Genomic DNA, 23,732 nt, shown 5'->3' on the forward strand with positions numbered 1-23,732 from the left:
GAAACAGTGTTTCCCCTAGCGAATCAAACCCCATGGAACCAGGACGGACGAACCAGATGAGCGAGACCATCCAGTCCGTCGAGCAGATGCTCGACAGCCGCCCCGTCACCGACGTGACGGTGACGTTCGAGCGCTACCAGGCACTCCTCCTCGAGCTCAAGGCCAAGATCGACGCGCGGTTCGAGACGACGCGCGACCCGTCGACCCTGGAGCTCGAGTCCTACGGCACCTACCCCGAGGGTCCCGGCGGCCGCGTGTCGGCCTACTCCGGCCCCGAGGTCGACTGGATGGTGCACTCCTGGCTCGGCAACCCCGCGGCCAGCTTCGCCAACCTCCACCTGACGGTCTGGCTCGGCCCGCACATCCGCGTCCCCCACCTCGGCATCGCCCTGCTGGTGTGGCCCGAGGGCTGGTTCTACATCGACTCCGTGCCGCGCGTCTCCCTCGTCATCGACGGCGAGTACTACGACAAGTACTACGCGCCGGTGAACGAGCCGTGGTTGCGGTTCAAGGACGACAACCCCGAGTTCACCTGGTTCACCAGCCCCGCCGCGTTCATCCGGACGAGCCTGTCCCCGACCGCACAGTGCTACTCCTTCCCGCTGTCGGAGGAGAACCTGAAGGCCGTCGAGAAGTGGGCGCACGAGCACGTCGACCGCTGGCTCGCCTGGGTCGACGAGGCCGAGGAGGTGCCGGAGGACGAGCGCGCCGCGCTGCGCGAGACCGACCTCACCATCCGCCGCAACATCGCCGAGCGTGACCCCGCCAACTCCATGGGCGTCCGCTTCTTCGGCGAGGAGCTCACCGACAAGCTCGTGCGCGCCCTGTGGGGCGGCGACCGGGAACTGCCGCGCCCGTGACCACCCTCATCAGGTCCCTCTGGACGGCGGCCACCACCCACGGCGAACCGCCCTTCGACACCGCGCACCTCAAGGTCTACTACCCGGCGATCGCCGAGGGCACCGACGCCGAAAGGCTCACCGGAGTCTTCCCGCCCGCCCCCGGCAAGTTCCCCGTCGTCGTCTTCATCTCCGGCGTCAACGTCGCGCAGGACTCCTACCGGACCCTCGCCGTCGACATCGCCAAGGCCGGCTACGTCGTCGTCACGTTCGACCGGGTCGCCGAGCTGTTCGGCGGGCAGGTCGGGCTGACCCCCGGCGTCGACCTCGAGGCCGCCAAGCCCGGCGTCTACGGCACCCGGCCCACCTGCCCTGCCGTCCCCGCGATCCTCGACGCGCTCGCCGGGATCGACCTGCTCAAGGACTCGATCGACCTCGACAGGGTCGCGCTCGGCGGGCACTCCGCGGGCGGGACCGTCGCGCTGCAGTCCGCGCGGTTCTTCCCCGGCATCAAGGCGGTCTTCGGCTACGGCACCCACACCATGGTCGCGACCATGCTCGGGTGGCCCGCGGGAACCGTCCTGCCCGCCCAGGTCGACACCCCGGTCTTCCTCGCCGTCGGCACCCGCGACGGCGTCATCCTCGGCAGCAGCGACCGCTACGGGCAGGACGGCTCGGCCGACCCCGTCAGCCGGACCTTCACCGAGGCGCTCCCGGGCGACGGCCACTTCCTGGCGAGGCTCGACGGCGCCAACCACTTCGCGGTCGCCGACCCCGTCGACCCGACCGCCGCGCGGGCCTTCCTCGACCTGGAGCCCTCCCGGGAACCGGCCGAGAGCAGGAGCGACTACCTGGAAGTGCTCACCGCCTTCCTCGCCGCCCTGCTCCGGGACGACCCAGAACCGCTGGAGCGAGTGCGGAAGAACCCGCCGGGCTCCGTAGAACTGCTGGAGCGATAATGCTGAAGAACTTCTGGTACGCGGTCGAGTTCTCCGACCAGGTCACCTCGAAGCCGAAGAAGATCACCTGTCTCGGCCAGGACTTCGTCCTGTACCGCACGTCCAAGGGGCAGGTCGTCTGCCTGTCGGACCTGTGCGCGCACCGGGGCGCTGCGCTTTCGGGCGGCTGGACCAAGGACGACTGCGTGGTCTGCCCCTACCACGGCTGGGAGTTCGAGCCCGACGGCAAGTGCGTCAAGATCCCCGCCAACCTCGAAGGGCGCGGCATCCCGCGCAAGGCGCGCGTCGACTCCTACCCGACCGAGGAGCGGTACGGGTTCGTCTGGGCGTTCATGGGCGACCTGCCCGAGGAGGAGCGGCCGCCGATCCCGGTGTGGCCGGAGTTCGACGACCTGAAGAAGAACGGCGGCAAGTGGAAGCCGGTCTACGGCGACTACCTGTGGAACTCCAACTACGAGCGCATCCTGGAGAACGGCTGCGACATCTCCCACACCCCGTTCGTCCACCAGGGCGCGTTCGGCAACCCCGAACGTCCTGAGGTCGAGGAGTACGAGGTGCAGATGCCGGACGAGTGGTCGGCTTTCGCCACGGTCCGCCTGTACCCGCCCAAGCCGAAGGGCCTGTGGGGCAAGATCACCGGAGGGTCCAAGGACCTGAAGGACCGCCCGCCGGTCGAGACGAGCGCGGGCTGGATGCTGCCCAACATGATCAAGCTGCACGTGCGGCTGCCGATGGGCAACATCATCATCTACGACAGCAACGTGCCGATCAGCGAGACGCAGACGCTCGTGAAGTTCGTCGCCCTGCGCGACTTCTTCACCGCCGACTGGGCCGACGCCAACGCGCTCAAGCGCATCTACCGGATCTTCGCCCAGGACGCCCCGGTCGTGGACGGCACCCGGCCCGAGCTGCTGCCCGCCGACCTGGCCGCCGAGCTGCACGTCAAGTCCGACCTCATCGCGGTGCACTACCGCCGCCGCCGTCAGGAGCTGGCCGACAAGGGCTGGATGCTCGGCGACGAGGACCGCATCGTCGGCGACGTGCCGCGCCGCGAGGCGACCGTCATCCCCTCGCCCGCCCGCAAGAACAACCCGGCACTCGCCCGCGCCTGGGTGCACAAGGCCCGTGGCGAACACCCCCGCGTCGACGACTCCATCATCGCCGGCGACGCCGAAGCCAAGGAAGGCCAGCAGTGACCTCTCTCCCCAAGGGGCTCTTCGACCGCACCCTCGCCAAGCTCGAGGAGACAGACGACCTCAAGCTCGTCATCGGCGACGACCTCGCCGGGCCGTTCGGGCCCGACCCCGTCGGACGGCTCGAGGTGCGGACCGGGACGAAGCTCGCCAAGGTCGTCACGATCGGGCTCGTCGTGCCGCAGATCGGCATGGACAGCCACATGATCTTCGCGTTCCTGCCGGCGGACTCGCCCATCCCGCACTTCACGCTCGACTCCGTCGAGGCCGGCGGGCAGCTCGCCTTCCACCTCGACCTCGTCCCGCGCGCGGACCTCGCCTCCCACCTGGGCTACCTCGACGCCGCGTTCGAGCCGCTGACGCCGTCGTTCGACAGGTCAAAGGAGCTGTTCGGGGCCTCGCGCGCCGCGATCGGGCCGCGCCAGTACGCGATGATGTCGCCCTGGATGCTGGTGCACCGCGCCGACGCCGAGCAGTTCAAGCAGGTCGACACGTTCGTCGACGACTACTTCGGCCACTGGAAGGGCCTCGTTGAGGGCGGCCTTCCCGACGACGTCGTCGCGACCCTGCACGACACCGACCTCGCCGCCCGCGACGCCCTCAACCGCTCGTACCTGTTCAGCCCCGAGGTCGACCCGGTGTGGGCGAACGTCACGCGGCTCGTCGGCGAGGAGACCTCCGCGCGGCTGCGCGCGCACCTGATGAGCAACGAGGTCGACCTGTGAGCGAACCCAGCGAGTGGCAGGCGCGCATCGCCGGCGAGTGGCACGGACGGCCGTCGCTGTTCGACGCCCAGGGCGTCTGGTGCGGGTACGAGGACATCCGCCGCTCCTCGGTGTTCGAGGACGGCAAGACCACGTACTACATGGACGGCGGCCTCGAGGGCGGCGGCAAGCTCGCGGGCCAGTTCCGGCTCGGCGCGCCGTTCGCGTTCGGCGTCATCGACTCCGACGCCGACCGCGTCTACACCGGCCCCGACTTCTACGGCACCGGCCAGCCCTACGGCGGCTTCGTGGACGCCCACTACTACGGGCCGGGGTGGCAGGTCGACCTGAACACCTGGAACCACAACCTGCCCGACGGCGAGACCCAGGTGTACTCGTCGGTGCTGTACCAGGGGTGGACGGTCGTCGGCTGCTTCAACGGCGTCTACAAGCGGCCCACCTCGGCCGACTACGACATTCCTGGGCATCTCGCCGCCGAGACCCGTAACGGGCCTGTCCCGTTCATCCTGCCGACGAAGCAGGCGGGGGCCTACGAGGGCGTCTGCGAGCTGTGGGGGCCCGACCAGAAGCTCGTCGGGGACGTCACCGTCACCCTTGAGCTCGAGCCGATCGACCTGCTGCGCACCCGCGCGCACGTCACCTGGTCGGGGGCGATCGAGCGGTCCTACACCGTCGAGCAGCGCCGCGACGGCACCCGCATGTTCTACGAGGGCCCCGACGCGTGGGGCAACGCCCAGGCGTTCGGCCGCGCGAACTTCCCGAGCGTCCACTTCACCGACGTCACCAAGATCAAGGGCCGCGAGTTCATGATCGACGCGACGCCCGGGATGAGCGCGGGGACCACCCTCGCCGTCAACTACGAGGTGTTCGACGGCAACCGGCTGTCGGGCGTCATCCACGGGGTGCTGACATGGCGGTAGTCGTCGTCACCGGAGGCACCCGGGGCATCGGCCACGGGATGGCCAAGGAGCTGATAGCGCGCGGCGCGACCGTCGTCATCTGCGGCCGTTCCGGCGTGGACGAGGCAGCCGCCGAACTCGGCGCGACCGGGATCGTGTGCGACATGACCGACCGCGCCCAGGTCGAGGCGCTGTGGGAGAAGGCCGCCTCGCTCGGGCCGGTCGCCCACTGGGTGAACAACGCGGGCGTGACGACGTCGCGCAAGCACCTCGCCGACCTTCCCGTCGCCGAACTCGAGACAGTCGTCTCGGCGAACCTGCTCGGCGTGCTCAACGGCAGCGCCGTCGCGGTCAAGCACATGCTGGAGCAGGGCTCGGGCACCGTGTGGAACATGGAGGGCTTCGGCAGCGACGGCCGCACCATGCCCAACCTCACCGCCTACGGCGCGACCAAGCGCGCGGTCACCTACGTGACCGACAGCCTCGCCAAGGAGCTCAAGGGCACGCCCGTCAAGGCCGCGCACCTTTCGCCCGGCATGGTCCTCACCGACCTGCTGACGCACGACTACACGCCCGAGGAGCTGGAGAAGACCAAGAAGATCTTCAACATCCTCGCCGACAAGGTCGAGACCGTCACGCCGTTCCTCGCCGAAGGCATCCTCAAGGGGACCAAGAACGGCGGCCGCGTCGCGTGGCTCACCGGAGGCAAGATCGCGTTCCGGTTCGCCACCGCCGGATTCCGCAAGCGGGACCTGTTCTCGTGAGCGAGATGGAGTACCCGGTCATCCTCGCCCTCGAGGACTTCGTACCCGTCGCGTTGACCGTCACCGGGGTCCTGCTGCTCGCCAAACTCGACGACCTCGACACCCGCCTGGTCCGCACCGCGGCCGTGCTGCTCGGGCTCGGCGGGTTCGCCAAGTGCGGGTGGAAACTCCTCATCGCGAGCACCGACATCGACCTGTGGGTCATGCCGCTGCTGCTGTTCCCGCTGCTGTCGGCGGGATTCCTCACCCTCATCAAGGCGCTCGAACCCCGGCTGCCGATCGCCGCGGCGGCGGGCGTCTGGATGGCGGGCATCGCGACGTCGTTCGCGATCCAGGACACCATGCCGATGCTCGTGCTGACCATCGGCGTCAGCACCGCGGCGGCCGTCTACCTGTTCCGGCGGCACAAGCTGTTCCTGCTGTGGATCGCCGGACAGTACGCGCTCGGCCCCCTCGGCGGCCAGGAACAGACCATCACCCTCCAGTGGATCGAACAGTCGATCAACACCGCGTCCCAGGCCGTCTTCGCCTTCGCGTCCTGGCGCGTCCTCACCCTCAGCAAGCGCAAGAACCAGGAGACCCCGGCATGACCGACGCACTCGGCTGGCGCCGCAAGTTCGGCGTCATCGCGCCCTCCACCAACACCATCGTCGAGCCCGACTTCTACCGGATGGGCGTCCCCGGCGTCACGTCCCACTTCTCCCGCATCCACATCCGCGACCAGAACATGGCCGGGGACGAGGGGATGGAACGGCTCCTCGACCAGATCCGCGACGAGATCGGCGCGGCCTGCGAACGCGTCATGACGTGCGAGCCCGACTACATGGTCATGGGCATGTCCGCCGAGACGTTCTGGGGCGGCGTCGAGGGGAACCGGCAGTTCGTCAAGCAGATCCACGACCTCACCGGGCTCCAGGTCGCCACCGGGGCCGAGGCTTGTGAGCGCGCCCTCAAGCTTTACGGGGCGCGGCGGATCGGCGTCGTCACGCCCTACCAGCCCGTCGGCGACGCCAACGTCGTCACGTTCTTCTCCGAGCTCGGCTTCGAGGTCGACAAGATCATCGGCCTCAAGTGCCCGACCGCCGTGTCGATCGCGCACGTCACCGAGGACGAGCTGCGCGCGGCCATCAAGGAACTCGCCGAGGGCGACGTCGACGCCGTCATCCAGTGCGGCACCAACCTTTCGATGGTCGGCCTCGCCGACGAGGCCGAGCGCTGGCTCGGCCTGCCCGTCATCGCGATCAACGCCGCCACCTGGTGGATGGCGCTGCGCGAGAACGGCATCACCGACCGGGTCGAGGGCGCCGGGAGGCTCCTGCGTGAGCACTGAGGTCACCGTCGTCGAGGTCGGGCCGCGCGACGGGCTCCAGAACGAGGACGTCATCGTCGCGACCGACGACAAGATCGAGCTGATCTCCCGCAGCGTCGCCGCGGGGGCCCGGCGGATCGAGGCGGTGTCCTTCAGCCATCCGCGGCTCGTGCCGCAGATGGCCGACGCCGAGGCGGTCATGGCGGGGGTGCCGCGCGGGAAAGGCGTGTCATACATCGGGCTCGTCCTCAACCGGCGCGGACTCGACCGGGCCATGGCCGCCGAGGTTGACGAGGTGAACGTCGTCGTCGTGGCGACCGACACCTTCAGCAAGCGGAACCAGAACGTCACCACCGGCGAGATGCTCGACGCCTGGGAGAAGATCGCCGCCGACACCCCGGCCGGTGTGCGCAAGAGCGTCACCATCGCCGCGGCGTTCGGGTGCCCGTTCGAGGGTGAGACGCCGCCCGAGCGCGTCGCGGAGATCGCGCGGCGCGCCGCCGCGACCGGGGCCGACGAGATCGCGCTCGCCGACACCATCGGCGTCGGCGTCCCCGGCCAGGTGCGCGACCTCACCCGTCGGGTGCGGGCCGCCGCGCCTGGGGTGCCGCTGCGCTTCCACTTCCACAACACGCGCAACACCGGGTACGCCAACGCGCTCACCGCCGTCGAGGAGGGCGTCACCGTCCTGGACGCGAGCGCGGGCGGCTTCGGCGGCTGCCCGTTCGCGCCCGCCGCGACCGGCAACATCGCCACCGAGGACCTGCTGTACGCGCTGCACCGCTCCGGGCACGTCACCGGCCTCGACGAGGACGCGGTCGCCGCGACCGGCGCGTGGCTCGGCGGCGTCCTGGCCAAGCCCGTCCCCGGCCTGCGCGGCCGTGCTGGCGGCTTCCCGGCGAGAACTGAAAGGGATTCATGACCGCGCAAGCGCTGGACGACCTGCGGGTCGTCGAGATGGGCCAGCTCCTGGCCGGCCCGTTCTGCGGCCAGCTCCTCGGCGACTTCGGCGCCGAGGTCGTCAAGATCGAGCCGCCCGGCACCGGCGACCCCATGCGGGACTGGGGCCGGGAGAAGCCGCACGGCAAGTCGCTGTGGTGGCCGATCCTCGCCCGCAACAAGAAGTCCATCACCCTCAACCTGCGCGAGGCCGACGGACAGGAGCTCGCCAGGAGCGTCATCGCCAAGGCCGACGTGCTCGTGGAGAACTTCCGCCCAGGCACCCTTGAGCGCTGGGGGCTCGCGCCGGAGACGCTGTGGGAGCTGAACCCCGGGCTGATCATCACGCGGGTCACCGGGTACGGACAAAGCGGGCCGTACTCGCCGCGCGCGGGGTTCGGGTCGATCGGCGAGGCGATGGGCGGCATCCGTTACGTCACCGGAGACCCCGACTCGCCTCCCGCGCGCGCCGGAATCTCCCTCGGAGACGAACTCGCCGGGACGTTCGCCGCGCTCGGCACGCTCGTCGCGCTGCACGCGCGGCAGCGGACCGGCAAGGGACAGATCGTGGACTCCGCGCTGTACGAGGCGGTGTTCGCGCTGATGGAATCGCTCATCCCGGACTGGGAGATCGCCTCCTACCAGCGGGAGCGCACCGGGTCCGTGCTGCCGAACGTCGCGCCGAGCAACGTCTACCCGACGGCCGACGGACCCGTCCTGATCGCCGCGAACCAGGACACCGTGTTCCGTCGGCTGGCCGAGGTGATGGGCAGTCCCGAACTCGCCGACGACCCGCGTTACGCCACCCACGGAGCGCGCGGCGCGAACGCCGAGGAACTCGATGCCCTCATCGGCGAGTGGACCGCGGCCCGCAAGAGCTCCGAGGTCCTCGACCTCATGCACGGCGCGGGCATCCCCGCAGGACTCACCTACCGCGCGTCCGACATGCTCGCCGACCCGCACTTCAAGGCGCGCGAGGCCATCATCCGGCTCGCCCACCCCGAGTTCGGCGAGTTCCCCATGCAGAACGTGTTCCCGAAGCTCTCCGGCACGCCCGGCGAGGTCCGCTCCGTCGGGCCCGAACTCGGCGAGCACAACGCCGAGATCTACGGCGGCCTGCTCTCGCTGACCGAGGAGGCCATCGCCTCCTACACCGCGCGCGGCGTCATCTAGCCGCGCCCACCGACCGGCGGTGGGCAGTCCACGCCCCCCGGACGCCCACCGCCGCCCCCTTCAACGCCCCCACAGGCCGACCGGGTCGATGTCAAGCTCGCGCAGCATGTCGCGCAGGAGCACGACCGACAGGCCGAGCACGTTGTTGGCGTCACCGTCGATCCCCGCGACGAACCAGCCGCCGATCCCGTCGATGGTGAACGCCCCCGCGACCGCCGACGGCTCCCCCGACGCCACGTAGGCGCGGATCTCCTCATCCGTGGGATCGCCGAACCGTACGACGGTCTCCCCCACCGCGGTCGCCTCACGGCCGGTGCTGCCGTCGATCACGCAGTGGCCGGTGTAGAGGACGCCGCTCCTGCCCCGGCGCTCCCGCCACCACGCCGCCGCCTCCTCGGCGCTCTTCGGCTTGCCCAGCGGCCTCCCGTCGAACTCCAGCAGCGAGTCGCAGCCGATCACGACCGCGTCCCCGCACTCCTTCGCGACCGCCCGCGCCTTGCTCACCGCGAGCACTTCGACCAGCTCACGCACGCTGTCCGCCCGGACCGACTCCTCGTCCACCCCGCTCACCACGACCTCGACCTCAAGCCCGGCCTTGCGCAGGATCTCCCTGCGCGTCCCCGACGCCGACCCCAGAACCACCCGCCGCATGACACACCCCTTATCGTGGAAGTTTCGTGTCCGAACCGTCACCCAAGGTCACTAGCGTGGGCGCATGACCCCCCACCCGGTTCACCTCGGCGTCGAACTGCGTCCGGACGAAGCCGAGCATGTCATCGCGCTGCTCCGGCCGCATCTCCGCCCTGTGGAAAACGTGACCGCCCTGGTCACGACGGTGAAGGCGCTGCCGAAGTGCAGCCACCTCGCGGTCACCGACCTGCGCGTCCTTGCCCTGCGGACCGACGCCGTCGCCGCCCTGACCGTCGAGCTCCAGGCCGAGCGCGCCGCCGTCGTCTCCGCCGAGACCCGGCCGTCCTACCGGCAGCGGCTCTTCCTCGCCGTCCAGACCGCCGACCGCGGCGAACTCGACTTCGGCAACCTCCACGCAGACGACGCCCCCGCCATCCTCACCGCCCTCTCCACACCCACCACACCCGGCGTACCCGGCGTACCCGGCGTACCCGGCGTACCCGCCGTGCCGGTCACGCCCGTCGCGCCGGTCCCGCCCGCGCTCGCCACGCCCGCCGCGCCCATCGCACCCGTCGCGACCACCGCACCCATCACACCCGCCACACCCGCCACACCCGGCGCACCCGCCATACCCGCCACACCCGCCACACCCGCCACACCCGCCGCATCCATCGCACCCGCCGTATCCATCGCACCCATCACGCCCATCGCGACCGCCATACCCGGCGCACCCATCACGCCCGTCACGCCCGTCGCGCCCGTCGCGCCCGTTCGGGCTCCGGCCGTGGCGCAGCCACCCGCCGCGCCGTTCCCCCAGCTTCCGGTGCCCGCGCCGTCCGCCCCGACGGGCTGGGGCGGCCGCAGGGCCCGCATCGCCGAGCTCGAGGCCGAGAACGCGCAGCTGCGCGCGTGGGCCGACCACCTCGGCGCACAGGAGCCCCAGAGGCTGCTCCAGGAGACCGAACGGGTGCGCCGGGAACTCGCGGCCGCCCAGCAGGAGCTCGCGGCCGCACAAGCCGACCTCGCCGCCGCGCGCGCCGCCGTCGTGGAGACCCACGACATCGCCCTCCTCCAGGAGGCGGGCCTCTACCAGTACCAGCACCGGCTGGAGGAGGCCGTCGACTACAAGATCAGCCTCGACTCCCTCCAGGGCCACATCAAGGACCAGATACGCGGCCAGTACGCCGTGGAGGGCTCCACCGCCTGGCAGGTCAACGGCTCGCTCGCCGAAGGCCGCCGCATGGTCCGCGACTTCTCCAAGCTCATGCTGCGCGCCTACAACGCCGAGGCCGACCACCTCGTCCGCACCATGCGCCCCCACCGCCTCCAGTCCGCGATCAGCCGCCTGACGAAGACCGCGACCACAATCGAACGCCTCGGCCGCACGATGACCATCCGCGTCGCGCCAGGGTTCCACCAGCTCCGCGTCCAGGAACTCATGCTCACCGCCGACTACCTCGCCAAGAAGGAAGAGGAGAAGGAACGCATGCGCGCCGAGCGCGAGGCCCGGCGCGAGGAGGAGAAGGCGGCCCGCGACTTCGAGCGGGAGCGGTCCCGACTGCTCCGCGAACGCTCCCACGTCGCCTCGGCCCTCTCCCGCCTCGAAGCCCGCGACGGCGACGCCGCCGAACTCACCGAACTGCGCGCGAGACTCGCCGACGTGGACGCCGCCATCGTCGACGTCGAAGGCCGCGCCGCCAACATCCACGCCGGGCACGTGTACGTCATCTCCAACCTCGGGGCGTTCGGCGAGGGCATGGTGAAGATCGGGCTGACCCGCCGACTCGACCCGATGGACCGGGTCCGCGAACTCGGCGACGCCTCGGTGCCCTTCCGCTTCGACGTGCACACCCTCATCTTCAGCGAGGACGCCGTCACCCTCGAGGCCGCGCTGCACCGGCGGTTCGCCGACCGGCGCGTCAACCGGGTCAACCAGCGGCGTGAGTTCTTCTACGCGACACCCGCCGAGGTCCGCGCGGCGCTGCACTCACTGACGCGGGAGACGCCTTACGTGCTGGAGTACAAGGAGGCGGCCGAGGCCGTCGAGTTCCGGGCGAGCGAGCGGGCCGCCGTCGGCGCTGGGTGACAAGACGGCATCCGTCGCGAAATTCTCGGCTTAATCATCTGTTTTTGTGGCCACTCCGTCACTACGGGCGACTATCTTGGGGCCATGTCCCCCCGACAAGGTTCCCCCGACCCCGTCGCGAGCGGCGAAACGGGCATCGACGACGTCTCCGAAGACAGCCCGCACAAGGCGGCCCCCCTCACCGCGATCCAGTTCAGACCCGCCGCAGAGCCCCCCGCCGACGGCCCCGCCCGCCCCCGCGACGTCCGTCCCCCCTCAGGAACGATCCAGTTCGCCCCACTCCCCCTGCACCCCGCCACCGCCCAATACGTCCCCTACCAATCACCGCCCACCCCCTGGCCCCCACCCCCCTTCACCCCACCCCCCACAAGCGGCCCCCTCACCGGCCCCACCCCAATCCCCCACTTCGCCGCCCCTCCAGGACCGGGCGCCATCCCGCCCATCGGCCTCGCGCCGATCGCCCAGTTCGCCGCCCCTCCGGCAACAAGCGCCCTCCCGCCAAACGCCGTCCTTCCGGCAGCGAGCGTCGTCCCACCAAGCGCCGCCCCTACAGCAGCGGGCCCACTTCGGCCGCGCGCCGGACGCCGCGCCCCAGCCTGGGGCTCCCGCCGCGCCCGCATCGAGCAACTCGAAGCCGAGAACACACACCTCCGCGCCTGGGTAGCCCACCTCGGCGGCACAGAACCCCTACGCCTCCTCCTGGAAACCGACAGACTCCGCAACGAACTCGCCGCCCTCCACCACGCCCTCTCCTCCGCCCGCGCCGAACTCACCGCCACCCACGCCGCCATAACCCACAACAAATCAACCCTCTCCCCCCCACCCCCCACCCCCACCCCAAACCCCACCACCAAAACCCCTTCCCCCTTCCTCCGCCTCCCCCTCCCCACCCGCCGCCGCCCCACCCCCGACCCCTAACCCCACCCCCAACCCACCACCCGCCCAAGCCCCCGCCCGACCCACTGCCCGCCCTCGCCCCCGCCCCACCGAGAGACCGGGCGGCCGGACCCCCTCCTCCCCTCCCCGGCCGCCCCCTCCTCCCCGCACCTCCAGAACGCGCCACTCGCCAACTGCCCGCCCGACCCACCTCCCGACCCTTCCCACGCCCCGCCGACCACCTGCCCGCCAGGCCACCCCCACCTACCCTCACCCGCAAACGCGCCACTCACCGACCACCTGGCCGCCCGCCCATCCCACCCTCCGGCCCCTCCAAGCCGAGTCCCTGCACCCTATGGGCGCGTCCCTCAAGTTGCGCCTCTTGTAAGCCCACGCCCCACGGCCCTTGCGCGGTCTGCTCTCGCACGTCCCGCCGACGCGATCCCCGCGCGGCCCGCGCGCACTCACCTCGGGAAGCCGATGAAGGAGATCGCGCCGGCGCGGGCAGGGCGGGTGGGCGCGGCGAGAGGGTGGGGGTTAGTCGGGTTCGCGGTTGATGCGTTGGAGGGAGCTGACCCATGCCTCGTTGACGAGGTCGCGGCGCAGGGTCCGGAGCGAGCGGGGGAGGCGGCCCATCTCCGAGGGCGGGCGGCCGAGGCGGAGCGCCTCGATGTACTCGACCTCCCAGACGTGCGGGACCGCCGCCGACAGGGACTCGCGCAGCTGGCGCAGGTCGCGCGGCAGCCGACCGGGCGCCCAGGAGTTCAGGACGAGACCGAGCAGGTTGATCCCCGCGTTGAGCGCGGGATTCCCGCCGTGCTGGCGGGCCGCGACGTGCACGGCCCGCATGCCCGGCGCGTCCGGGTGGGCGACGAGCACCACGTTGGCGCGCCCGTTCTGTGGGACTGGCCAGCAGCGTCCCGCGTCCCGCACGCCGAGGAGCGCGGCGAGCGTCGTCGCCCCGGCCCCGCCGTGACAGCCGACGAGCCAGATCGCGGCGGGCCTGTCGTCGCTGACCCGCCGTGCGGGAAGCCCGGGGTGGGGACGCCGGACCGTTCCCCGCATCGGCGCCTTCCCGCTCCGCCCTACCGCGCCGAGCATTTACCCGTCCACCCACATGAACGACCACTCCACTTTTTGCGTTAACGCCTTTTCCGCCGTCCGGCACATCAGCATCATGCGGTAAAAGCGAACTATTCACCGCCCATGCTTCCAAAGATTCACCGGAAAGAACATCCACCCGCCATGATCTTTCCGCCCAATCCCCCCTTCCCCACCCTCCCGCGGATCCCTTTCCACCACCCCCCATTCCGCCCCGCCCCTGACAACCCTGACCCGATCTGCGAAAACACCACACCCGACGTCAAACGCACCCCTCCCCCGCCGCCACCGCACCCTCCGGACCGCCCCCGACACCCCCGTCAGAACCGGTAATCCCCCAGACACAACGGCGAACCGCCCATCACCACCCCTCCCCCCAACGCCCTTTCCCCCATCTCAAAGCCCACCACAGGAGAATGGCACAGCCACCCCCACTCCCACCTCGACGCCTACCCCAAGGACAGAACGGCATAAACTTCCCAACCAACACCTTCCCCCCGAAAGAAACCCCCACTCCGTCACCACGAAACCACTTTTCGCGACATCCCCCCCAACCCCCAGAACACCCCACCCACCCCACCCCCCGACCCCCCTTTTTCCGGACCCCACCCAACCACCCCCAGCCGGCAACCCCACACGGACACAAACGCAAACAAGCCAACAGCCCATCCATCACCTTCACCCCTAAAAGACCCTTTTATCCACTAACGCGCCCCCCGTCCCCCCACATCCCTTTCCCCAAGCCCACACAGCCACGGCAACGCGCCCTACACGGCAACCAAGCCCAAAACACCCACGGCATCACGCACACGCACACGCACACGCAACAGAATCCGGCACACCCACGGCATCACACACCCGCACACCAACCCAGCCCCCGCACGGCACCAGAATCCGGCACACCGACGACTTCGCCCACACGCGCGGCGACACAGCCCTGCGCAGCAACCGAGTCCGCCCCAGCGACGGCATCGCAAACGCACACAGCGACCGGTCACCGACCAGCTCAGCCGACGCGCTCAGCCGACCAGGTCAGCTGACGCGGTCAAAGGAAGAGCGGCCGCCCCGACCGAAGGCAGTCGGCCAGTTCATGCGCCAAAGGCCGCCCGGCCCGATCCAGAAGCCCAGGATCAAGCAACTCCCCGGCCTCCCGCACCTCCGCGACACCGAGCACAGTCGCACCCCCCGCCACAGCAACAGGACCAGCCGTCTCCCCCCGAAAATCCAACCGAAAATCCCCGGTGGCGACCGCGAGCCCGAACCCCGCATCCCCATGAACCCGCAGAAACCCCGCCCCCTCCCCCTCATGCGCCCCCACAACAACCCCCCGCACATCAAGCGCCCCCCTCACCGCGACCCCAACCCCACCGTGCAGCAGCACATTACGCACCCGCAAATCCCCAGTGACCAGGAAGAACACCCCAAACCCATCAGCCGCCCAATCAAGATCCCCCCGAACCGTCAGATCCCCATCCACCACAACATGATGAACCGGATGATCCACAAAATCCGACACAAGATCATCGTCAATCACCAAATCCCCCACAAAACACCGAACCTCCTCCCCTCTCCACCCCCCACCCAACTCCCCAAACTCAACCCCCACCCCAAACTTCCCCTCAACCTCCCAACCCCCCAAAACCTCAAACATCCACACCCCTCCCACCCCCACCGTACCCCCACCCCCTCCCCCACCCCCGCCCTCTCCCCCCACCCGCACCCCCGCACACCCCACCCACCCGCACACCCCACGTACCGGCGCACCCACACACCCACGTACCCGCGCGCACCCGCGCACCCGCACACCCCACGTACCCGCGCACACCCGCGCACCCGCACACCCCACGTACCCGCGCACCCACATACCGGCGCACCCCACGCGCCCCGCGCATCCGCCATCTGCACCGAGACCTGCTCGTACCCGAGGGAGCGCACCCCACACACCCCGCGTATCCGCCATCCGCCATCCGCATCGAGACCTGCTCGTACCCGAAGGAGCGCACCCCACGCGCCCCACACGCCCCGCGCGTCTGCGCGTCTGCGCGCGGGCGGGCACTCGTCAGCGACGACTCTGCCCGACACCGTCGCGGCCTGGTCTACGCGCGCGCGGGCGGGGCCGTGCCGCTGTTCGCCGCGAGCGGGGGCCTGCTGCTCGGTCTACGAGCGGGCGGGTGGGGGGTTCACGCTCATGCATCTGTTCGGCGCGTTGGAGTCCATCTACGCGCGCGGACGGGGACTGCGCACCCCGTGTACCCGTGCGTCGCGGCCGCCCGCCCACCCCTTTGTAGGCCGGGGGAGGGTGCTGGTGGGGGTGTGGGGTGGGTAAGCGGACGCCGGTGGGGCGGAATTGGATGCTGATGCGGGGGCCGGGGGCGGTTGTGGATTTGGGGACCGAGTGTTCCCAGGTGCGTTGGCAGGAGCCGCCCATGACGAGGAGGTCGCCGTGGGCGAGGTCGCGGCGGAGGGTGGGGCCACTGTGGTCGGCGGGGCGGAGGAGCAGGGGGCGTGGCGCGCCAAGGACGACGAGGGCGACCATGGTGTCCTCGGTCTTGCCGCGGCCTATGCGGTCGCCGTGCCAGGCGACGCTGTCGCGGCCGTCGCGGTAGTAGCACAGGCCGACGGTGCGGAACGGCTCGCCGAGTTCCGCGGCGTAGTGGGCGGACAGGCGGTCGCGCAGGTCCTCGAGGATCGGCAGCGGGAGCGGTTCGCGCTCGCCGTAGTAGCGGGTCAGCCGGGGGACGGCGACCACGCGGTCGTACATCACCCGTTCCTCGGCCTGCCATGGCACGACGGCCTCAAGCTCCTCGAACAGTGGAGCCGCGCCAGAAAGCCAGCCTGGCCGCACGTCGATCCAGGCCCCGTGGGACAGCCGCGTGCGCCGGACCGCGGGGCCCAGCTCGCCCGGACGGGGCTCGTCCGCCAGGTCGAAAAGGGAACCCTGAAGCATCATGCGACCCACAATAACCCCGAACACCAGTTCTAGCAAACACACGTTCGAACAATCTTCCCAGGTCAGCGCGCTAGAAGCCCACCCCAAGGCACCCAAGACAAGCGCGCGCTAGGAGCCCCGCGAGCCCTCGTCACAAGCACCGCCGGGCACGCGTTCAAAACACCGCCGGACGCCCGTCGGAAGCGCTGCCCGGGCAGGCGTTCAAAGCACTGCCGGACACCTGTCGGGAGCTCTTGCCGGGGCGCGCGCTCGAAGCGCTGCCGCACGCCTGCCCGGGGCGCTTTCCGGGCACGCGTTCGAAGCACGGCCGGACGCCCCGTCGGGGGCGTTGCCGGGGCACGCGTTCGAAGCACGGCCGGACGCATGTCGGGGGCGCTGCCGGGCCGCGCGGGCGAGGCGCTGCCGGACGCCCCGTCGGCAGCGCTGCCGGGGCGCTCGCTCGAAGCACGATCAGACACCTTGCCGGAAGCATTGCCGGACACCTGTCGGGGGCGCTTGCCGGGGCACGCGCTCGGAGCACTGACGGACGCTTGTCGGGGGTGCTGCCGGGGGTGTGCTCGAACATGGCCGGGTGCGTGCTGGAGGCGTTAGTGGGTGGGTGTGGGTTAGGGGGAGGTGGTGAGGCGGCGTTGTTCTTCGGCGATGAGGTTGCGGGCGAGGTCGGCGTCGGACAGGTCGACGGCCTCGGGGGCGGCGTCGGCGAGGTCGCTGCGCCGGGCGTAGGCGTCGAAGGCGGCCTCCTTGCCGGCGAGGAGGGCGAGCATGCGTTCGTCGACGGAGTCGGCGGCGAGCAGCCGGTGCACGCGGACCGTGCGGACCTGGCCCATGCGGTGCGCCCGCGCGACGGCCTGGTGTTCGAGCGCGGGCTTGACCTGCGGCTCGCACAGCACGACGACGGACGCGGCCTGGAGGTTCAGTCCGACGCCGCCCGCCTGGATCTGGGCGAGCAGGACCGCGTGCCCGTCCACGGCGGTGAAGGCGTCCACGAGTTCCTGGCGCTTCGCGGCGGCCACATCGCCGGCGATCGGGCCGAGCGTGCGCGGCACCGCACGCTGGACCGTAGCGAGCACGTCCTTGAAGAAGGAGAAGACGACGACCTTGCGCCCGCTCTCGGCGGCCTCGGCGACGATCTCCTTGAGCCGCACCAGCTTCGCCGACCCCTCCGGCGACGCGTACGCCGCGCGCCGCATCGCCATGAAGTTCCCGGCCTCGACGGCCCGCCTGTACGCGGCGAGGTCGGCGTCGCTGAACTCCTCCCACTCGTCGGTATGCAGAAGTTCGGGCAGCTCGGTGAGCACGTCCTCCTGGTTGCGCCGCAGGTACGCCGGGCCCACCGCACGCCGGAACGCCTGCGCTCCGGCGACTGCGTCTTCGGCGTCGAGGCGCAGTTCGGGTTGGAGCATCGTGACGAGGTTGCGGAACTCCGCGACGTGGTTCTCCATCGGCGTCCCGGTGAGGAAGAGCACGCGTTCCGCCTGGTCCGCCCAAGCGGCGACGGCCTTGGCCCGCCGCGTGACGGGGTTCTTGACGTAGTGCGCCTCGTCCACGACGAGCATCGCGACGGGTTCGGCGGCGAGGGCGTGCAGGCCGTCGATGGTCGTCACGGCGACTCCCCCGCTCTGCCGCCATGCCGCCAGCGCCTCGGCCCTCCCAGGCCCGTGCGCCTTGTACGGCTTCAGGGTGCTGTGCCGGGCGATCTCCCGCGTCCAGTTGATGAGGACGCTCGCCGGGCAGGCCACAAGGAACCGTTCGGCCCCTTCGGCGCGCAGGTGGGCGAGGGCCGCGATCGCCTGGACCGTCTTGCCGAGCCCCATCTCGTCGCCGAGGATGACGCGGCGTTGGGCGAGGGCGAAGCGCGCGCCGAACTCCTGGTAGCCGCGCAGGGTGACGCGGCGGAAGGCGGCGTCGAGGGGTTGGGCGTTGACGCGTTCGGCTATCTCGTGCGGAAGGAAGCCCTCGGTACGCGCGCGGTCAGGGACGGTTCCGGTGAGGTCGGCGAGGAGCGCGTAGTACGCGGGCGACTGGAGTTCGAAGTCGATCCACGCGGCCGCCGCGTCGGCGGGCTGGCGTGACAGGTCGAGGGCCGCGTCGGCGACGAGGCGTGGCGCGTCCCGGTCGGCGGCGGCCTCCGCGAGCCGGGTCAGGGCGGCGCGGGCGAGGTCGCGCCGCTGTGCTCCGGCGAAGAGCCTGCGCAGCCTTCCGCGCGCGGGGGCGGCGTCGGCGAGCGCGGCTCCCAGGTCGCGATCCAGCGCGCGGGCCGTCTCGATGGCGCGCGGCAGTCCCGGCCCCGCGGAGACGAGGCGGTGCAGGGCGGTGACGAGGGAGGTCGTGCGGGGGTCGCGCGTATCCGCGTCGATCCGTACGGCGACGCTCTCGGCGGCCGCTACCGCGACCTGCCGTGCGGCGGCGGTGATCTGCCGTTCGGTCTGCGGCCCTACGCCGGGCACCTGTTGCAGGTCGTACGCGCTCGCGTCCAGCACGTCGAGGACCGTGGCGTATCCGGCTTCCTCAAGCCCGCCGAGGCGCAGCCGCCCTTCGGTGACGTCCTTGAGCCGCGTGACGGGGATGCCGGCGAGTTCGGCCCTCGCCTTGTCCTCCCGCAGGGGCGCCAGCGCGCTGTGGATCTCGGCGAGGGCGCGGTCGTGCTCGTCGAGCAGTCCGCGCGCTATCGCGTGGGTCCGGCCCGTGGTGTCGAGGATCGCCCTGATCTCGCCCGCCGGGGGCCAGCCGTCCGCCATGGCCTTGATTATTCACATTCGCCGCACCGCTTCGGCACGCGTCCCGCCCTCCTGACCGACAAAACGGAACTTGTTACCACTGAAGAAACGCTATTCCGCATGACGAAACGTGTGGTATCCAGGTGCCGTCCCACCTCGCTCCCCCTCGGACTCCCAACGGAGGTGGCGCCTTGCGCCAGATTCGCCGTCTCGCCCTTCCGCTCGCGGTAGGGCTCGCCTGCGGCGTGGCACTCCCGGCCTCGGCCGGAGGACCCCGTCTCTCCCTCAAGCCCACCGACCCGCCCAAGCCCGCCTCCTTCACCCGGCACGTAGTGGACGGAGCCCTCCAGGGGGCCGCCTTCTCCGTAGCCGCCGACGTGTCCGGAGACCGCCGTCCCGAGATCGTCGCCACCGGCTTCGGCGCGATCGTGCAGGGCGGGCCGACGCCTTCCGGAGAGCTCGCGGTCTACAAGATGGGCCGGAACATCGACGCCTGGACCAAGGAGCGCGTCTTCGGCCCCGAAGCCGGGATCGCCTACCCCAACGAGCCCTCGGTCGCCGACTTCGACCGCGACGGCGACGCCGACATAGCCGTCCCCGGAGGGTTCTTCCAGTGCGCCCCCGCCCTGTGCGGGTCGCTCACCTGGTGGGAGAAGACCCGCAAGGGCTGGACCCGCCACGACCTCGTCGCCCCCGGCACGCAGCCGCTCTTCTACCACGGCGCGGTGCCCGTCGACTTCGACCGCGACGGCCGCCTCGACCTCGTCACGATCGGCGAGTCCTTCCCCGGCCCGGTGGCGATGCTGCCGGGCCAGGCCCCCGCCAACGCCTGGGTCCAGGTGTTCCGTGGCAAGCGCGGCGGCGGGTTCGAGGCCGAGCCCGTGACGCTCGGCGCGGGCGGCGGCGCGCTGCCCGAGGTCGCCGACGTGGACCGCGACGGCGACCTCGACGTCGCCAGCGCCCAGTACTTCCAGTCCGGCGCGTCCTACGTCTGGCTGGAGAACCTCGGACGCGGCAAGTACAAGACGCACACGATCGACGCCACGCAAGGCAAGTCGATCCAGATCAAGCTCGTACGCAACCTCAGGGGCGACCGCAAGGACGTCTGGGTGGCCTCCAACCACACCAACACCGCGTTCCCTCCCGGCTCCCCCGACCCCGCGTCCCAGGTCGTCACCTACGCCGTGCCGAAGGACCCCCGTCAGGTGTGGACGCCCACCGCGATCTCCTCCGGGATCGTCGCGCGGCCGCGTCCCGGTCAGGCGGCTCCCGGCGTCATCGGCGACGGCGACATCGACGGTGACGGCGACGTCGACATCGCGGTGTCCGGCGACGGCGACCCGCGCCTGTTCTGGCTGGAGCAGCGCCGCGACGGCTCCTTCACCACGCACGTCCTCGCCGAAGGGCACGGCCAGGCGGGCGGCGCGATCGTCGCCGACCTCGACCGCGACCTGCGCAACGACCTGACCTTCTCGGTGTTCGAGCTGAACTCCGTCGTGGTGTTCACCCGTTCGGGCGGCGGGAAGTTCCCGGCCCTGCCCTGACGCCCCCGCGACGGGCCCGCCGCACCCGGCGGCGGGGCGCGGCGGGCTCGTCGCGGAAAGTGTCAGACCCCGGTCGTAGTGTGGATTCATGGCTCGATCGAACGAGGCGGCCGCCGAGGCCCTGAACGAATACGCGGAGCTCTTCGCCCTCGACGGCGGCGACCCCTTCCGGGTGCGCAGCTACCAGAAGGCGGCGAAGGCGATCGCGGGGCATCCGCGCGACCTGCGTGAGATCTCCGTCCGCGACGTGCCGGGGGTGGGCGAGGCGATCGCCAAGAAGGTCGAGGAGTTCCTTGCGCGCGGCAGCTTCCGCCAGCTCGACGCCCTGCGCGCCAGGGTGCCCGACGGGGTGCGGCGGCTCACCCGCATCCCCTCCCTCGGCCCGAAGACCGCCCTGTTCCTGTACCGCGAACTCGGCATCGACTCCGCAGACGCCCTCGCCGAGGCGATCGCGGCGGGCCAGCTCAAGGGCGTCAAGGGCATGGGCCCCAAGACCGTCGAGAAGCTGCTCGCGGGCATCGAGCAGATGCGCGGCTCGGGCGGCAGGGTGCACCGGGGCATCGCGCTCGACCTCGCGCACGAGGTGATGGCCGCGCTCGGCGGCAACCCCTCGCCGCCTGAGCGGATGGCCTACGCGGGGTCGCTGCGCCGGATGCGCGAGACGGTCGGCGACATCGACATCCTCGCGGTCGGCTCGCCGGGCCTGATGGAGACGCTGCGCGAGCAGTCCTTCGTCGCCGAGGTCGTCGCGTCCGGCGACAAGAAGACCTCGGTGCGCACCGACCGCGGCCTCCAGGTCGACCTGCGGCTCGTGCCCGAGGAGTCGTGGGGCGCGGCGCTGGTCTACTTCACCGGCGGCAAGGACCACAACGTGCGGCTGCGCGAGATCGCGGTGCGCAAGGGCTGGAAGCTGTCGGAGTACGGCCTGTTCGACGGCGAGCGCGTCATCGCCGCCGCCACCGAGGAGGACATCTACGCAGCCCTCGGCATGCAGTGGGTGCCGCCCGCCCTACGGGAGGACATGGGCGAGGTGGAGGCAGCGCTCAAGCACGAACTCCCGGCGCTCGTGCAGGCGTCCGACCTCAAGGGCGATCTGCACACGCACACCGATCTCACCGACGGCGTCGCCTCCCTTGAGGAGATGGTCGCGGCCGCCGCCGCGCTCGGCCACGCCTACTACGCGGTCACCGACCACGCGCCCGATCTGGCGATGCAGCGGATGACGCTCGACAAGGCGCTCGAGCAGCGGGCGGCCCTCGCGGCGTTGCAGGACAAGTACCCGGCTATGCGGCTGCTGCACGGCACCGAGCTGAACATCGGCCCGGACGGCTCGGTCGACTGGCCGCTCGAGGTCCTCGAGGGCTTCGAGGTGCGGGTCGCCAGCGTCCACTCGCACTTCTCCCAGCCGCGCGCGGAGATGACGCGCAGGTTCATCGCCGCCTGCGAGAACCCCGGCGTGCAGATCATCGGCCATCCCACCACCCGCAAGATCGGCAGGCGTCCCCCGGTCGACGCCGACTGGGACGCGGTGTTCGACGCCGCCGCCCGCACCGGCACCGTGCTGGAGATCGACTCCTTCCCCGACCGCGCGGACCTCCCGTCGGATCTGGTGCGCAGGGCGAAGCACCGGGGCGTGAAGTTCTCCATCGACAGCGACGCGCACGCCGTCCCGCACCTGAGCAACCAGCACTACGGCGTGGGGATCGCCCAGCGGGCCGCGCTCACGCCCGACGACGTCGTCAACACGTGGCCGGTCGAGCGGCTGCTCGCGTATCTGGCGGCTCCCGTGTGAAGGAAAGCTGACCCGCCGTACCCGGCCGGTTGCGGAGCGCCGACTTCCCGCGGTCCTAGGATCGCCGGGCATGGCGAACTTGCATCGCACGATGCAGGCCCGGGACCCCGCCGAGGAGCACCGCGCCTCAACCCCGCTGGAACTGTTCTTCGACCTGTGCTTCGTGGTCGCCGTCGCGCAGGCCGGATCCGCGCTCCACCACGCGGTCGACGAGGGACGCGTCATGCACGGCCTCGGCGCGTACCTCATGGTCTTCTTCGCCATCTGGTGGGCGTGGATGAACTTCACATGGTTCGCCTCCGCCTACGACACCGACGACGTCCCGTACCGCTGCGCGGTCCTCGTCCAGATCGTCGGCTCGCTCATCATCGCCGCGGGGGTCGGGCGCGCGTTCACCGCCGAGGACTTCACGGTCGTGGTGATCGGGTACGGGGTGATGCGGGCGGCGCTGGTGTGCCAGTGGCTGCGGGTCGCCGTCGAGGACCCTTCCGGGCGCGCGACGGCCGTGCGCTCGGCGGTCGGCCTCGTCGCCCTGCAGTGCCTGTGGGTGGGCTTCCTGTTCGTGCCGCCCGAGCTGCGCGGCCCGGCGTGGGCGGCGTGCGCGCTGCTGGACCTCGCGGTCCCGGTCCTCGCCGCGCAGGCGCAGACGTCGTGGCATCCCGGCCACATCGCCGAGCGGTACGGGCTGTTCACGCTGATCGTGCTCGGCGAGTCGGTGGGCGCGGCGGCCCTGGCGTTCCAGGACGCGTTCGCGCTCGGCCACACCGCGCAACTCGTCGTCACCGCGCTGGGCGGGGTCCTGGTGATGACCGCCCTGTGGTGGCTGTACTTCTCGCGTGACGCCGCGGTCCTGCTGACGTCGGCGCGCGCCGCCCTCGTGTGGGGCTACGGCCACTACATGGTGTTCGCCTCGAGCGCCGCCGTGGGCGCCGGCCTGTCCATCGTCGCCTCCCGCGAGGAAGGCCAGACCGAGATCCCCGAGGCGCTGGCGTCGGCCTCGGTGACGGTCCCCGTGGCGGTCTTCCTCACCGCGCTCTGGTTCCTGCACCGCCGCTCAGGAGGAACCGCCGCCCCCGTGGCCATCACCACGGCCCTGGTCCTCGCCAGCACCTTCACCCCGGCGGCCGTCCCCCTGACGGGCCTGGCCCTTGTCGCCCTCGTCACCCTCCGCGAACTCCAGCACGCCAACACTCCCCCCACACCGGCCTAGCCGCCCCTGCCGAGGCCCGCGCGGGG

The 23,732-nt window shown here is 71.1% G+C and carries 20 protein-coding genes; 15 read left to right on the forward strand and 5 right to left on the reverse strand.

From position 1 onward, the window contains the following. The first annotated feature begins 56 nt into the window (after nucleotides 1-56). The 10 genes from R9X44_RS31640 to R9X44_RS31685 are packed head-to-tail and all read left to right on the forward strand — an operon-like array spanning nucleotide 57 to nucleotide 8,800. The gene (locus tag R9X44_RS31640; RefSeq protein ID WP_319818019.1) at nucleotides 57-860 is read left to right on the forward strand and encodes an oxidoreductase; all 804 of its coding nucleotides are present in this window, start codon (nucleotides 57-59) and stop codon (nucleotides 858-860) included. Then, entirely contained in the window at nucleotides 857-1,798 is a 942-nt protein-coding gene (locus R9X44_RS31645) for an alpha/beta hydrolase family protein (RefSeq protein WP_319818020.1), read from the forward strand. The genes R9X44_RS31640 and R9X44_RS31645 overlap by 4 nt, the downstream gene beginning before the upstream one ends. Then, entirely contained in the window at nucleotides 1,798-2,994 is a 1,197-nt protein-coding gene (locus tag R9X44_RS31650) for an aromatic ring-hydroxylating dioxygenase subunit alpha (RefSeq protein WP_319818021.1), read from the forward strand. Before R9X44_RS31645 ends, R9X44_RS31650 begins: the two co-directional genes overlap by 1 nt. After that, entirely contained in the window at nucleotides 2,991-3,716 is a 726-nt protein-coding gene (locus R9X44_RS31655) for a hypothetical protein (RefSeq protein ID WP_319818022.1), read from the forward strand. The genes R9X44_RS31650 and R9X44_RS31655 overlap by 4 nt, the downstream gene beginning before the upstream one ends. Next, nucleotides 3,713-4,636: a hypothetical protein gene (locus tag R9X44_RS31660; RefSeq protein ID WP_319818023.1), complete on the forward strand. Its 924-nt coding sequence runs from the start codon at nucleotides 3,713-3,715 to the stop codon at nucleotides 4,634-4,636. Before R9X44_RS31655 ends, R9X44_RS31660 begins: the two co-directional genes overlap by 4 nt. After that, the gene (locus R9X44_RS31665) at nucleotides 4,627-5,379 is read left to right on the forward strand and encodes an SDR family oxidoreductase (protein ID WP_319818024.1); all 753 of its coding nucleotides are present in this window, start codon (nucleotides 4,627-4,629) and stop codon (nucleotides 5,377-5,379) included. Before R9X44_RS31660 ends, R9X44_RS31665 begins: the two co-directional genes overlap by 10 nt. Further along, nucleotides 5,376-5,969, forward strand: coding sequence for a hypothetical protein (locus R9X44_RS31670; protein WP_319818025.1), 594 nt, complete (start codon nucleotides 5,376-5,378; stop codon nucleotides 5,967-5,969). The genes R9X44_RS31665 and R9X44_RS31670 overlap by 4 nt, the downstream gene beginning before the upstream one ends. Continuing rightward, on the forward strand, nucleotides 5,966-6,709 hold the full coding sequence (locus R9X44_RS31675) for an arylmalonate decarboxylase (protein WP_319818026.1): 744 nt from the start codon (nucleotides 5,966-5,968) through the stop codon (nucleotides 6,707-6,709). Before R9X44_RS31670 ends, R9X44_RS31675 begins: the two co-directional genes overlap by 4 nt. Then, nucleotides 6,699-7,610 carry a hydroxymethylglutaryl-CoA lyase gene (locus R9X44_RS31680; protein WP_319818027.1) on the forward strand — a complete coding sequence of 304 codons (912 nt, stop codon included), beginning with the start codon at nucleotides 6,699-6,701 and terminating at the stop codon, nucleotides 7,608-7,610. Before R9X44_RS31675 ends, R9X44_RS31680 begins: the two co-directional genes overlap by 11 nt. Continuing rightward, nucleotides 7,607-8,800, forward strand: a complete 1,194-nt coding sequence (locus tag R9X44_RS31685; protein WP_319818028.1) for a CoA transferase — start codon at nucleotides 7,607-7,609, stop codon at nucleotides 8,798-8,800. Before R9X44_RS31680 ends, R9X44_RS31685 begins: the two co-directional genes overlap by 4 nt. A gap of 60 nt (nucleotides 8,801-8,860) precedes the next feature. Here R9X44_RS31685 and R9X44_RS31690 read toward each other — a convergent pair whose 3' ends face one another. Then, nucleotides 8,861-9,451 (reverse strand): nucleoside triphosphate pyrophosphatase, encoded by a 591-nt coding sequence (locus R9X44_RS31690; RefSeq protein ID WP_319818029.1) that lies wholly within the window; start codon nucleotides 9,449-9,451, stop codon nucleotides 8,861-8,863. Between the two features lie 64 nt (nucleotides 9,452-9,515). Here R9X44_RS31690 and R9X44_RS31695 point away from each other — a divergent pair, with 64 nt between their 5' ends. Further along, nucleotides 9,516-11,516: a DUF4041 domain-containing protein gene (locus R9X44_RS31695; protein ID WP_319818030.1), complete on the forward strand. Its 2,001-nt coding sequence runs from the start codon at nucleotides 9,516-9,518 to the stop codon at nucleotides 11,514-11,516. Nucleotides 11,517-11,600: 84 nt separating this feature from the next. Next, on the forward strand, nucleotides 11,601-12,434 hold the full coding sequence (locus R9X44_RS31700) for a hypothetical protein (RefSeq protein WP_319818031.1): 834 nt from the start codon (nucleotides 11,601-11,603) through the stop codon (nucleotides 12,432-12,434). A 495-nt stretch (nucleotides 12,435-12,929) separates the two neighbouring features. Here R9X44_RS31700 and R9X44_RS31705 read toward each other — a convergent pair whose 3' ends face one another. The 4 genes from R9X44_RS31705 to R9X44_RS31720 all read right to left on the reverse strand — a co-directional run bounded on the left by R9X44_RS31705 (nucleotide 12,930) and on the right by R9X44_RS31720 (nucleotide 19,181). Further along, the gene (locus tag R9X44_RS31705; protein ID WP_319818032.1) at nucleotides 12,930-13,457 is read right to left on the reverse strand and encodes a DUF6668 family protein; all 528 of its coding nucleotides are present in this window, start codon (nucleotides 13,455-13,457) and stop codon (nucleotides 12,930-12,932) included. A gap of 1,081 nt (nucleotides 13,458-14,538) precedes the next feature. Next, a complete protein-coding gene (locus R9X44_RS31710) occupies nucleotides 14,539-15,144 on the reverse strand; it encodes a hypothetical protein (protein WP_319818033.1) in 606 nt (201 codons plus the stop codon). 408 nt (nucleotides 15,145-15,552) lie between these two features. Then, nucleotides 15,553-16,443: an alpha-ketoglutarate-dependent dioxygenase AlkB gene (locus tag R9X44_RS31715; protein ID WP_319818034.1), complete on the reverse strand. Its 891-nt coding sequence runs from the start codon at nucleotides 16,441-16,443 to the stop codon at nucleotides 15,553-15,555. 605 nt (nucleotides 16,444-17,048) lie between these two features. Next, complete coding sequence (locus tag R9X44_RS31720; protein WP_319818035.1) at nucleotides 17,049-19,181, reverse strand: DEAD/DEAH box helicase; 2,133 nt, start codon at nucleotides 19,179-19,181, stop codon at nucleotides 17,049-17,051. Nucleotides 19,182-19,351: 170 nt separating this feature from the next. Here R9X44_RS31720 and R9X44_RS31725 point away from each other — a divergent pair, with 170 nt between their 5' ends. The 3 genes from R9X44_RS31725 (at nucleotide 19,352) to R9X44_RS31735 (ending at nucleotide 23,706) form a co-directional block, all read left to right on the forward strand. Then, nucleotides 19,352-20,704 carry a VCBS repeat-containing protein gene (locus tag R9X44_RS31725; RefSeq protein WP_319818036.1) on the forward strand — a complete coding sequence of 451 codons (1,353 nt, stop codon included), beginning with the start codon at nucleotides 19,352-19,354 and terminating at the stop codon, nucleotides 20,702-20,704. An 88-nt stretch (nucleotides 20,705-20,792) separates the two neighbouring features. Continuing rightward, entirely contained in the window at nucleotides 20,793-22,496 is a 1,704-nt protein-coding gene (polX, locus tag R9X44_RS31730) for a DNA polymerase/3'-5' exonuclease PolX (RefSeq protein ID WP_319818037.1), read from the forward strand. Between the two features lie 70 nt (nucleotides 22,497-22,566). Then, complete coding sequence (locus R9X44_RS31735) at nucleotides 22,567-23,706, forward strand: low temperature requirement protein A (RefSeq protein WP_319818038.1); 1,140 nt, start codon at nucleotides 22,567-22,569, stop codon at nucleotides 23,704-23,706. The last annotated feature ends 26 nt before the right edge of the window (nucleotides 23,707-23,732 follow it).

Source organism: Actinocorallia sp. A-T 12471, from assembly GCF_033875155.1.
In the GTDB taxonomy this organism is placed as follows: Bacteria; Actinomycetota; Actinomycetes; order Streptosporangiales; family Streptosporangiaceae; genus Actinocorallia.

Bases quoted from the DNA above. Each gene is read 5' to 3' on its own strand.
- R9X44_RS31665 (WP_319818024.1), top strand. From the start codon at position 4,627: ATGGCGGTAGTCGTCGTCACCGGAGGCACCCGGGGCATCGGCCACGGG.
- R9X44_RS31705 (WP_319818032.1), bottom strand. From the start codon at position 13,457: ATGCGGGGAACGGTCCGGCGTCCCCACCCCGGGCTTCCCGCACGGCGG.
- polX (WP_319818037.1), top strand. From the start codon at position 20,793: ATGGCTCGATCGAACGAGGCGGCCGCCGAGGCCCTGAACGAATACGCG.
- R9X44_RS31640 (WP_319818019.1), top strand. From the start codon at position 57: ATGAGCGAGACCATCCAGTCCGTCGAGCAGATGCTCGACAGCCGCCCC.
- R9X44_RS31695 (WP_319818030.1), top strand. From the start codon at position 9,516: ATGACCCCCCACCCGGTTCACCTCGGCGTCGAACTGCGTCCGGACGAA.
- R9X44_RS31690 (WP_319818029.1), bottom strand. From the start codon at position 9,451: ATGCGGCGGGTGGTTCTGGGGTCGGCGTCGGGGACGCGCAGGGAGATC.
- R9X44_RS31700 (WP_319818031.1), top strand. From the start codon at position 11,601: ATGTCCCCCCGACAAGGTTCCCCCGACCCCGTCGCGAGCGGCGAAACG.
- R9X44_RS31720 (WP_319818035.1), bottom strand. From the start codon at position 19,181: ATGGCGGACGGCTGGCCCCCGGCGGGCGAGATCAGGGCGATCCTCGAC.
- R9X44_RS31735 (WP_319818038.1), top strand. From the start codon at position 22,567: ATGGCGAACTTGCATCGCACGATGCAGGCCCGGGACCCCGCCGAGGAG.
- R9X44_RS31710 (WP_319818033.1), bottom strand. From the start codon at position 15,144: ATGTTTGAGGTTTTGGGGGGTTGGGAGGTTGAGGGGAAGTTTGGGGTG.
- R9X44_RS31675 (WP_319818026.1), top strand. From the start codon at position 5,966: ATGACCGACGCACTCGGCTGGCGCCGCAAGTTCGGCGTCATCGCGCCC.
- R9X44_RS31685 (WP_319818028.1), top strand. From the start codon at position 7,607: ATGACCGCGCAAGCGCTGGACGACCTGCGGGTCGTCGAGATGGGCCAG.
- R9X44_RS31650 (WP_319818021.1), top strand. From the start codon at position 1,798: ATGCTGAAGAACTTCTGGTACGCGGTCGAGTTCTCCGACCAGGTCACC.
- R9X44_RS31715 (WP_319818034.1), bottom strand. From the start codon at position 16,443: ATGATGCTTCAGGGTTCCCTTTTCGACCTGGCGGACGAGCCCCGTCCG.